The 9,207-nt window shown below is 63.5% G+C and carries 14 protein-coding genes; 1 reads left to right on the top strand and 13 read right to left on the bottom strand.

What is annotated here, in order from left to right; translation table 11 throughout:
* Positions 1-142: 142 nt before the first annotated feature.
* Genes AC0KUR_RS33605 through AC0KUR_RS33570 form a run of 8 tightly spaced genes read right to left on the bottom strand, consistent with a single transcriptional unit; the run spans position 143 to position 6,267 of the window.
* On the bottom strand, positions 143-658 hold the full coding sequence (locus AC0KUR_RS33605; protein ID WP_473377037.1) for a hypothetical protein: 516 nt from the start codon (positions 656-658) through the stop codon (positions 143-145).
* Positions 659-670: 12 nt separating this feature from the next.
* Positions 671-985 carry a phage baseplate plug family protein gene (locus AC0KUR_RS33600; RefSeq protein ID WP_473377036.1) on the bottom strand — a complete coding sequence of 105 codons (315 nt, stop codon included), beginning with the start codon at positions 983-985 and terminating at the stop codon, positions 671-673.
* Positions 986-989: 4 nt separating this feature from the next.
* Positions 990-1,589 carry a phage baseplate protein gene (locus tag AC0KUR_RS33595; protein ID WP_473377035.1) on the bottom strand — a complete coding sequence of 200 codons (600 nt, stop codon included), beginning with the start codon at positions 1,587-1,589 and terminating at the stop codon, positions 990-992.
* On the bottom strand, positions 1,586-3,370 hold the full coding sequence (locus AC0KUR_RS33590; protein ID WP_473377034.1) for a glycoside hydrolase family 73 protein: 1,785 nt from the start codon (positions 3,368-3,370) through the stop codon (positions 1,586-1,588). The genes AC0KUR_RS33595 and AC0KUR_RS33590 overlap by 4 nt, the downstream gene beginning before the upstream one ends.
* Positions 3,363-3,518, bottom strand: coding sequence for a DUF6889 family protein (locus AC0KUR_RS33585; protein ID WP_212174733.1), 156 nt, complete (start codon positions 3,516-3,518; stop codon positions 3,363-3,365). The genes AC0KUR_RS33590 and AC0KUR_RS33585 overlap by 8 nt, the downstream gene beginning before the upstream one ends.
* A gap of 26 nt (positions 3,519-3,544) precedes the next feature.
* Positions 3,545-3,997 (bottom strand): phage tail assembly chaperone, encoded by a 453-nt coding sequence (locus AC0KUR_RS33580; RefSeq protein WP_473377033.1) that lies wholly within the window; start codon positions 3,995-3,997, stop codon positions 3,545-3,547.
* Positions 3,998-3,999: 2 nt separating this feature from the next.
* Complete coding sequence (locus AC0KUR_RS33575; RefSeq protein ID WP_212174630.1) at positions 4,000-4,440, bottom strand: tail tube family protein; 441 nt, start codon at positions 4,438-4,440, stop codon at positions 4,000-4,002.
* 15 nt (positions 4,441-4,455) lie between these two features.
* Entirely contained in the window at positions 4,456-6,267 is a 1,812-nt protein-coding gene (locus tag AC0KUR_RS33570; RefSeq protein WP_473377032.1) for a DUF3383 domain-containing protein, read from the bottom strand.
* A 90-nt stretch (positions 6,268-6,357) separates the two neighbouring features.
* Between AC0KUR_RS33570 and AC0KUR_RS33565 the strand changes: the two genes are divergently transcribed.
* Positions 6,358-6,639, top strand: coding sequence for a hypothetical protein (locus tag AC0KUR_RS33565; RefSeq protein ID WP_473377031.1), 282 nt, complete (start codon positions 6,358-6,360; stop codon positions 6,637-6,639).
* 2 nt (positions 6,640-6,641) lie between these two features.
* Here AC0KUR_RS33565 and AC0KUR_RS33560 read toward each other — a convergent pair whose 3' ends face one another.
* The 5 genes from AC0KUR_RS33560 to AC0KUR_RS33540 form a co-directional block, all read right to left on the bottom strand.
* Complete coding sequence (locus AC0KUR_RS33560; protein ID WP_473377030.1) at positions 6,642-7,232, bottom strand: phage neck terminator protein; 591 nt, start codon at positions 7,230-7,232, stop codon at positions 6,642-6,644.
* Positions 7,233-7,236: 4 nt separating this feature from the next.
* Positions 7,237-7,608, bottom strand: a complete 372-nt coding sequence (locus tag AC0KUR_RS33555) for a hypothetical protein (RefSeq protein WP_473377029.1) — start codon at positions 7,606-7,608, stop codon at positions 7,237-7,239.
* A 58-nt stretch (positions 7,609-7,666) separates the two neighbouring features.
* Positions 7,667-8,251, bottom strand: a complete 585-nt coding sequence (locus AC0KUR_RS33550; protein WP_473377028.1) for a hypothetical protein — start codon at positions 8,249-8,251, stop codon at positions 7,667-7,669.
* 21 nt (positions 8,252-8,272) lie between these two features.
* Positions 8,273-8,656, bottom strand: a complete 384-nt coding sequence (locus tag AC0KUR_RS33545; protein ID WP_021161612.1) for a DUF4054 domain-containing protein — start codon at positions 8,654-8,656, stop codon at positions 8,273-8,275.
* 64 nt (positions 8,657-8,720) lie between these two features.
* The gene (locus AC0KUR_RS33540; RefSeq protein WP_473377027.1) at positions 8,721-9,206 is read right to left on the bottom strand and encodes an STY1053 family phage-associated protein; all 486 of its coding nucleotides are present in this window, start codon (positions 9,204-9,206) and stop codon (positions 8,721-8,723) included.
* Between the last annotated feature and the right edge of the window lies 1 nt (position 9,207).

Below are 9,207 nucleotides of genomic sequence, written 5' to 3'. Positions count from 1 at the left end.
GCGGGGCCCATCTACAACTCTGGTATGTTTACCGGTTCCTACACCTTAACCACACCAGAGACCATGGCTACATCGAACAACAAACCGGTTACTCCGCGGCCGAACCCGCAGCCGATCTATCGAACGCCTTCACAGGACGGCTTCAACCGGACGCCCCCAAAGAGTAGCCCGCCGCCCACGCCAGTGAAGAAATAGCAAAAACCAGGGGGCTGGCTACGGCCAGCTTCCGAATATCGTTCATTTTCTTCGAGAGCTCGCCATTCCTCTTAGCAGCCTCGTCTATTCTATTTTGCAGGCCGGCTATTTCCTGCTCACGAAGCTCATTCAACGTGAGCTCAGGTGCATCCAAATTCCTCGGCTCATTATAGATTTGCGGAATCGGGGAAATCATCAAACACTCTTTCACGCACCGGTAACAGAGCCAGGTCATCCAGGCCGTGAATGCAGCAGCTCCAAACGAGTACCACGTCCAGCTGTGCGCATCGAGTGCCTTACCCGCATATGCAAGGCCACCCGCTGCGCCGGCAAGCAATACGGTCAACGTGGTAGATGCTTCCTTTGCGATCACATCAGCCGTGGCGTGGTGCGCCTTCAAATTCTCGATCGCTGATTTCTCGATCCAGTCGAGCCGATCCTTCTGCTCTTTGTCGTCACTCATACCGTTCCTGAACTAGTCGGTCACCCAATATACCTTACTGCCTACCCCAAGATCATCGAACGTCGGAACGTCATCAGGATCTGCCGCGCCCTGCACCCATAAACGGCCACCGAAACCGAGATAAGCATACTGCCCGAGCAGGTCGATTCCCGTCACCAACGGAATGCCGTTGACCAGCGGGTTGCCGCTAGCATCCGCGATGTCGAGGATCCAGCCGGCTCCCCCGGCCTCGCGATACTGGAGCGTCATCTGGTAGTCGACACCGCTCAGCGTGATCGTGAACACCTGTGGATCCGCAGTCAGCGGAATTTCGAGAAAGGTCGCCATCAGTTCACCATGATCCAGCGGGTACCGATCCTCCCGGCGAAGGTGTTGCCGGCGCGGCGGACTTCACTCCGGCATTCTGCGTCTCGGCAGTGGCTGCCGGATTCGCCTGGTTGTCGCGCGGTGGCAGCTTCGTCGCCTGGGTGCTCACGATGATCACCTGCTTCAACGTCGCGGTGACCATCAGCGCGGCGCTCGTTTTTCGATCGGTGACGGTCGACAACCCCTGGATCAGCATGTTCGAGTACTTCCGGCGCGTCGTCACAACGTCAATCCGTTCGCGGTTCGCCTGCAGTCGCAACAGTTGGCTGTAAATGGCATCGACGTACGTACCGGTCGCCATCGTGTTCGCACCGGTCTGATCAAACGACACGACCGGTGCGCCTAGAAGCGCCGAGTAGTCGGAATTGCTCCAGCCGCATTTGATGACGATCGCGCGCGGCCGCATAAACGCGTGGTCATTGACGGGAGCGCCATCCTCGATCGGCTGCTCGGTGATCGTGAGGTTGTCGTTGTAGGCCTCTTCGACGACGGCCGAGATTGTGATGCTGCCGATCTTCTTGCTACCGACCAGCGTGACGTCGAGGATGTCAGAGAGACTGGTCATCCGCCGATCCCTCCCGCATACCTGATGGTTTCATTCGCCACGCTTTGCTGCTCTCGCGCCACGGACCGCGCCGTCGCATCGGGATCGCTAGTGCCCGTAACCTGAATCTTCACGTCGTTGTGCACTTCGATATGGGTCGGCCGGTCACGCCGCACGTCGGGAGCTTGCATCCATTCCGACTTCTGCAGCATGCCTCGCATAATCCTCTTCAAATTCTCGCCGTACTTCGAATCCGTCGCATACACGCCCGTCAGTGCATCGGCAAATGCGAATGGATCGTCGAGGTGCGTGCGCGCTTTCGAGTACGGCTTGCCCTTCGCCAGCAGGTTCGCATGTGCGGTGAAAGCGTCTGCCATCGAGTCGTAGTCCGCGAAGCGCTGCACCATCTTCACGCGCTTCCCGTTCACCTCTTCATGCGTCACAACGTCAGTGCCAGCTTGGCCCTTTCTCGCCTTGATGCCGAACGGGTTGTTCTTCCCGGACATCTTCTTGCCCCAGCCACTTTCTTGAGCCCACTGGGCGAAGGTAACGAGCGCGGGAATGCCTGACCGCGCCTCCGATTCCTTCGATGCTGCGATCGCATCGGAGATTCGCTGGGCGAGCGTGCTCGGCGGCGCATTCGCAGCGGCCGGCTGTCCTGCTGCGATGGGAGGTGACGCCCGTGTCGCATCCGCCGGCGCCGACGCCTCGGCCCTCTTCGAGCCAGGGCCGTCGATCGTCGGGCCAAGCGCTTGCCGTCGCTTCAGTTCTTCACCCTCGCCTTGGTTCAGCCCCTCACTATGAAACAGCAACCCGAGCGCACCGGCCCGCCCAAGGAAACGGCCGGCCCACGGCAATAAGCGGGAAAGCACGCCTGCGCGCCCAGCGATCGCAGCTCCCGTAGCAGCGGCGCCGACTTCAGCACCCGTTCCGGCTGCGGCAGTCGCGGCGGTCTCCGCAGCTGCGGCCGCGGCGGTTGTCGCGGCTTTCTCGACGCCAACGCCGAGCGCCCGGCCGACAGCCGCTTGCACTGCCTTCTTCGCCGCCATCGCAGTCAAGAGGCCACCGCCCAGCGTCGCGCCCGTCTCAATGCCGAAAGTGCCGACGGTGCCGAACGTCCCTTCCATTCCGCTCTGGAGATGGCGCAGCGCGCTCATCAGGCTGTGCCCGCCATTGTTCGCCGTGTCGACGCCGCTCCGCGCGTAATCCCCCTTCGCTCGATCGTACGATTGCTGGTATGCCTGATCGCGCATACCCAGCATGTAATTTTCGTCGATGCCGAGCTGCTGCGCGTACTGCGCTCCCAACCACGCCGGCTTCTTCGCCATCGCCTTGCCGATGTCGTTGACGATATCGACGGTATCGCGAAGTTGCCCGTTCGCATCGCGAGTCTGCACGCCGAGCGAGCCGATATAGCTCTCGCCGGCCGGGTTGTTACGCATGAAACGCGCAACGTTCTCGATGCTGCTCTGCGCCTGGTCGGCGCTCACGCCGACGTCCTGCGCGGCGTTCGCGACAGCCTTCAGGCTGCTCGCGGCAGAATTGGTCCGACGGGCAGCGAAGTGCAGGCTTTCGAGCTTCTGTGCGAAGTCGACAGTGCGCGAGGCAACGAATGCAGTAGCGCCGACGAACGCGGCCGCCATCGTGACGGCCGACTTTCCTGCCTTGACCTGCGCCTTATCGAGTTCCTCGGTCTTCTTCGTCGCCCCCTCGACGCCGTCCCGGAATTTCTTCTCCTGATCGACATCGATCTTGAAGCCCAGTCCGACCAGAAACTCGCGGATGACGGAGGACTCAGCCATTCTTGCTTTCCTGTCTGCGGCGCGCGGCCGCCTCGTTGTCCGCCCGAACGGCGAGCGAGTCGTTCATCAGGGCGATGTCGGCCAGGCCGAGTTTCCCGTCGAGCAGCGATTCGTAGAGACACATCTGCGCGTGCACGGGCGCCAGCACCCAGTCCTCGCCGCCGGGCAGCGTCTTTACCCAGCTGGTGTCGCCTCGCTCGGGCTGCTCGCCAGACCGGTAAGCAGCCCTTGAATAAAAGGCCCGAGGTTCTCCATGATCACGTAGCCGGTGAGCGTCAGCATCGTGCCCATGTCGATGTCGTCGAACATGCAGACGTCCTGCGTCGGTGACCAGACGCGCGCCCAGCCAGCGCCATGATGCCGCTCGACGACGCGCATGCAGGCGCCGACGACGTATTCCGCGTCGTCGTCCTTCATACGCGACAGCGCGTCCATCACCGGCTCGATCGACGACGCGAGCAGTTTCAGGTTCTTCGTGAGCGGCACGTCGGACGACTGCATGTCGAGGTACGACCGGATCAGCGGCGGCAGCACGGTCGCGATACGGCGGCTCACGTGGAACTGCTGCATCGCGTTCATGCGACCGAGCTGGTATCGCTGGCCGCCAACTTCCTTTTCCGTTGCCATGGTCAGTACGTCCCGAGCAGGCTGTCGATCTTGATCGCGTCGAACACCCATTCGAGGATGTCACCATCCTTGGCGTACGCGATGTTCGGCGGTTTCTTGAAAGCGCACGAGCGCGCCGTGATGATGTCGCCGGCCGCCGTCTGGCCGATTTCGATCAGGTTCTTACCCCACAACGCACTCGACAAGCGCTGTGCGTCGTACATCGCCATCAGCTTGGCGTTGTTCGGAGCGGTCTTCAGATACCGGATCGTGACCTGGCCGGACTTGTCGGCGTGCAGGCTGTGCATGCCCTCGCCGTCCGATCCGATCGTCATCGTGTTCGTGTCGTTTGCACGAGCGATCACGATGCCTTCCTCGGCGGTAGCTTCTCCGTACCCGAGGGTGATAATGCCCGTCGGTCCGACGAGCGTCGCAGTGACATCGATGAAGCTGTAAGTTGCCATGGCTGTGCGTTCCCTTTACCGGTTGACGGTGAGCGCGATGTCGACGTCGCCGATCGCGCCGGCTTCCTTCGCCGCGACCTGAAACGACACGGACTTGCGGGCCTCGCGGTCCGCCTGCGATTGCGACGAAATCGGCGGCGCATAGACGTAGTAGCCCTTCGACAGCGTCTGCCCTTGCACGATGGCGCCGAAGCCGGCCGAGTTCCAGACGCCCGGCGCGAGGTACCCGTTCGTCACTGCCTGGTCGCACACCGACGAGATCGCGCCGGCGATCAGCGCGTTGCCGGCGTCCGTCTGCGGGATCTTCGTGGGGCTCTGGTACTGCAGGTTGTAGACCGCCGTCTGCACCGCGTTCTTGAACCAGATCGCGTTGTAGATCGAGTCGACGAAGATGCCGCTCGGCGTGACGCCGTACTGCACGATCGCGGTGTTGTTCTGGTATGCGGCGAACACGTTGCAGTTCTTTGCCTGCAGCGCATTGGCCTGCGAAGTCGACAGCGTTTCGGCGACGATGCCCGGCTCCTGCTTGTAGTCCATCGTGATCGTCGTGCTGTTGCCGTTGAAATCGACGGTCAGCAGACGGCCGAGGAACGAACTGATCGCGTACGGGCTCGCGCTCGAGTACTGAATCGCCGTGTACTGGTAGCCGAGCGCCTTGAGACGGCTCGCCAGGTCGGTCGTCACGGTCGAGTCCAGCGTCTGCGGGTTCTGGGTCGTGATCCCGTAGATATGCGCCTGATCGGCCTCAATCATCGCCGCAACCGCAACGTGCTGGTCGTCCGTCACCGCGGTGTCCGCGAACTCGATCCCGAGGAACTTGTTCGCGAAGCGGTCGAGGAAAATCGTGACTGCATCCGTCGGCTGCTCTGCCGAGATCCCGCTCACCGGCGGCGACGCGAGCGCGCTCGTCAGGCCGAGCATCGCGGATACGTCGGTGCCGGCGCCGGGCGCGGTCGCATAGCTGACCGTCGATGCCGCGACGCCGCCGGCGAGCGTGGCGCCCGAAAGCGTGATGGCGGTGCTCGACTTCGCGAGCGTGATCGCGTTGCCGGCGTTGCCCAATGCGATCGCGGTGACGGTCGTGACGGTACCGACCGTCGCGTAGCTGCACTGCGACAGGTTGGCGTCCGCCGAAGCGGCGAGGAATGCCTGCAGGTTGGCAGCCGTGGCCGCGGCGTTCGCTCCGATCAGCACCTGGCTGCCAGCCGGCGCGGCCGCGACGAACGTCACGGCGGTGCCGTTGATCGTGACCGTGTCGTTTGCCGCGGGATTCGCCGTCAACGTGATCGTGCCGCTCGCGGCCGCGCCGATCCCGCTCGACTTGCTCGTCACCTGGAACTGGCTGCCCGTCCACACGACCGTCGCGTACGACGCCAGTGCCGCCTGCACGATCGAGGCCACGCCGTTCAGGTTCGACACGCCCGAGAAGTTCAGCGCGGACACGTTGCGCGCGGTGCCGTCGATCGTGATGTTGAACGCGCCGTTCGTGACCGCCTGCCACAGCGCGAGCGACTGCTGCGCCGTCGACAGCACGCCGCCGCGCAGCGAGCCCGACGTCGCCGTCTTCGCCCAGCGGCCGATGCATACGCTCTGCGGCTTCGGCGTCTGGCCGAAGTACAGCGCGGCAGCGGAGTACTCCGGCGCCGCGGTGCCGTAGTCAGCCTCCACGTCGGTGATCCCAGCATATGGGCGCATCCGCTCGTTCGTGTCGATCACCGTCGATGCGCCCAGAATGAGCGCGGTGTTCAGGTTGGCGCCCTGCGCCGCGAGCGCCGCGAGGCTGAGCGTCACGTTGATCCGGCGCGATACCGGCAGTCCGTTGGACATACTGATCCCCAAAAGTTGAAGGTTCCCCTTATCGGGGGGTATAGATCGGTTCGGATATAGTCTCCGTAGCGATGCCTCGGAGATCTGCGAATGCCTAAGAAGAAGGACCACCCACTCAAATCACGAATGCGCCTGGTCGGAAAAACACGAGTTCTCGATCAGCGCGGTCCGTGCTTTCGGTGCGGCTCTGAAGGAAACCTTTCTTTGGCCGATACAAGTCAAGGGTTGATCCGTTTATGTAGCGGTTGCATCAGGGCGCTTGGCCCAATCAGCCCCGAACTGCCGCCGGCTGGAACCATAAAGAACCACGGCAAGGTCGACATGCTCGAACGCGTCGTGAGCGGATCGGCGTTCTCCGGCAAGCGCAAATAGAGCTATTGGTGCACGCGCCCGCGCGATGTCACCGGCTCCGTTTCATCGGTGGAAAACGAGAACTCCGTCGACAACAGGTTCAGAACTGCATAGGTGCGCGTGATCTTGCGTCGCAGATTCACTGTCATGTCGTAGCGACGCACCCATTGCTGGTTGACGAGGTCCGGGGCTGGGCGAATCGTGCCGACGCCGACAAACGCCATGTCGAGGAGTTGGAGCTGCTCGCGGTTCTGCGGGATTGCGAGGCCGTCGGCGAGGCGCTGCGCATAGCCCTTAGCGCTCGGCCCGTAGAACGTACACATCACGTCGACGTCCTGATGCCGGATGTACGTGTCGTGCCCATCTCCCGCGCCGTCGTGTTGGATCACGGGCCCTGCGTCCGGCTCCTGTTCTTGCGCGCCGAACGCGCACCAGTTCACAGTCGGCTCGGGCTGCTTCGGCACGGTCTGCTGCCAGCGCGGCCGTACGAGGTCCGCCGGAAGAGCCGTGATGCCCGCGATCAGGTCGTGGACCAGATCGTCGAGTGCATCGTCCTCGGGCGGCGGCGTATCGACGGCTGGCGCCAGGTATCCGCCTGTCGAGCTGTCGGTCATAGCGTCATCCCGAAAGAGGCTTCAGATCGCACGTCGCGCAGACGAAGCCGCGGCCGAAGTGCGAGTAGTCGTTCACGTTGACGACGGTGTAGGTGCGTCCGGCCCACACGACTTCGTCGGCGTCGTAACCCGCGCTCCCGTCGATCAGCCGGAACATCGTATGCAGCGTGATCGAGCCGATGATTCGGCTCCCGTCAGCGTTGCGGTGCAGGATGTCGCCCGTGTCGCTCGTCACGACAGCGGCGAACTGCGTCGACGCCGCGGTGTTCTGCGCGCGGCCGTGGCCATCAACCGTCTGCGTCATGCGATTGCAGATCAGGCCCATGTCCATGAAATCCGGATCGAGCAGGACGTCGGTTACGTCGAGGAACGCCATGCGCGACTCCAATGCAAAAGGGCCGCACGCGGCGGCCCATCAGGTGTGAGGTGTTGAGTTACTTCTTCCGGCGCCGCACCACGTAGGTGATCGACTTCAGATACTCGCCGGTGTTGATCAGCGGGATGATGCCGGCCGCCGACTGGATCTCGGCTAGGCTCATGCCTGCCGCCTGCGCGCCGGCGTCGATCAGCGCGGCATAGTCCTTCTCGGCCTTGCGCGGGCCCTTCGTGCGGCGCTGCCGGTACCGGTTCGCCACCGTTGATGGCGCGAGCGGCGGTGGGACGCTGTTCCTGATCGTCAGCCGGACCGACGACACGGCCAGCGTGCCGGCCGCGTGAAGCTGCTGATCGACCTTCTCGATCTTGCCGTCAAGCGCCGCGCCGACGCCGCGCTGCAACTGCGCGGTCACGGCCGGCAGCGCGTGTTCGACTCCCGGCACGAGGTGCGGCCGCGCCGGCACGTTGTTCGCCGGGGAACCGGTCTCCATGATGTAGCCGATTTCCGCGTTGCTGATCGGGTCGCCTTCATCCTTGCGGCCGGCGGTGCTATCGGGCACGCCGACCAGCACCTGTTGCTGGACGAGCGAGCTGATCGACTTCAACACCGCGTCGAGGTTGTCCTTCGGCATCTTCACGACCATGGAGACCTCGACCTTCGTTTCCTAAATCTGCAATCCACCTGCACCCATCGATCGCGCAAGGGTGTAATAGCGAACGCCGTACATCGTGCTGTTCCAGAACCCGGCATCGTCGAACGTTACGGCACTCGTGTCCTGACTGGCGCTGACCTTGTCGACGGACTTGGACGTCTGCGGGCCAGTGACTTGGCCGGGGACGCCGCCCACTGCCGCGGTATTCTGGTCGCGCATCCCGATCGCAAGGTGGTGCGCAGTGACCAAGCCAATACCGATGTCGGTCAGCTCCATCCACCGCAACGGGTTCACCAGCGACACAGCCACCGTCAACCAGATCTGGACGACAGGATCGGGGTAAAGCGTCGTGTTCGCGAATTCAGGGAACGTCTGGCGAAACTGGGCGATGTCCACTGGTCACCTATTCGATTGAGCGGGGCCGGCGGCCGCCGATTTGCGGCGCGCCGCCGACAGGCAATTATGCCTTCTTCCCGTTCCCGCGCTGACTGCCAGCGTCCGACTGGGACGCCTTCTGTGCGGCTTCGAAAGCCGCGACGCGTTCGGCATGTTCCCGTGCGGCGGCAGCGTGTTCCTGCTCACGCGTAACGATCGCCGCCTCGCGCGCGTCGAGCTCGCCCGCGCGCGCGTCGAGATCCTTGCCGAACGTCTCGAGCTCGGCACGCTGCTCGGCGAGGCGTGCGGCCTCTTTCGAGGCATCTTCGCGCGCGGACGCCAGTTGCGCGGCCTGCGCTTCCAGTGCCGCGCGCGCCGCGGCGAGTTCTGCTCCGTCGGCCGGCGCGACGGCCGCCGTCGGCGTCGCGTCGCCCGGCTCGCGCGTGTGGTGCTTCACGTACCAGTGCGCAGCAACGGGTTCCGGGAAATCGCGCTCACCGGCCGGGAAATGCTCCAGCGCGCCGTCGTCGTGCCGGAGCGTGAACGGGGTATGAACGTAGAGCTTCGGCATG

The organism is Burkholderia sp. YHN3-13 (genome assembly GCF_055810675.1).
This window is presented reverse-complemented; position numbering and strand designations above follow the sequence as displayed.

What these genes read in the sequence shown, in the direction of transcription:
- AC0KUR_RS33600 (WP_473377036.1), bottom strand. Translation starts at nt 985, where the DNA reads ATGGCGACCTTTCTCGAAATTCCGCTGACTGCGGATCCACAGGTGTTC.
- AC0KUR_RS33555 (WP_473377029.1), bottom strand. Translation starts at nt 7,608, where the DNA reads ATGGCGTTCCTCGACGTAACCGACGTCCTGCTCGATCCGGATTTCATG.
- AC0KUR_RS33590 (WP_473377034.1), bottom strand. Translation starts at nt 3,370, where the DNA reads ATGGCTGAGTCCTCCGTCATCCGCGAGTTTCTGGTCGGACTGGGCTTC.
- AC0KUR_RS33570 (WP_473377032.1), bottom strand. Translation starts at nt 6,267, where the DNA reads ATGTCCAACGGACTGCCGGTATCGCGCCGGATCAACGTGACGCTCAGC.
- AC0KUR_RS33580 (WP_473377033.1), bottom strand. Translation starts at nt 3,997, where the DNA reads ATGGCAACGGAAAAGGAAGTTGGCGGCCAGCGATACCAGCTCGGTCGC.
- AC0KUR_RS33540 (WP_473377027.1), bottom strand. Translation starts at nt 9,206, where the DNA reads ATGCCGAAGCTCTACGTTCATACCCCGTTCACGCTCCGGCACGACGAC.
- AC0KUR_RS33595 (WP_473377035.1), bottom strand. Translation starts at nt 1,589, where the DNA reads ATGACCAGTCTCTCTGACATCCTCGACGTCACGCTGGTCGGTAGCAAG.
- AC0KUR_RS33560 (WP_473377030.1), bottom strand. Translation starts at nt 7,232, where the DNA reads ATGACCGACAGCTCGACAGGCGGATACCTGGCGCCAGCCGTCGATACG.
- AC0KUR_RS33550 (WP_473377028.1), bottom strand. Translation starts at nt 8,251, where the DNA reads ATGGTCGTGAAGATGCCGAAGGACAACCTCGACGCGGTGTTGAAGTCG.
- AC0KUR_RS33575 (WP_212174630.1), bottom strand. Translation starts at nt 4,440, where the DNA reads ATGGCAACTTACAGCTTCATCGATGTCACTGCGACGCTCGTCGGACCG.
- AC0KUR_RS33565 (WP_473377031.1), top strand. Translation starts at nt 6,358, where the DNA reads ATGCCTAAGAAGAAGGACCACCCACTCAAATCACGAATGCGCCTGGTC.
- AC0KUR_RS33605 (WP_473377037.1), bottom strand. Translation starts at nt 658, where the DNA reads ATGAGTGACGACAAAGAGCAGAAGGATCGGCTCGACTGGATCGAGAAA.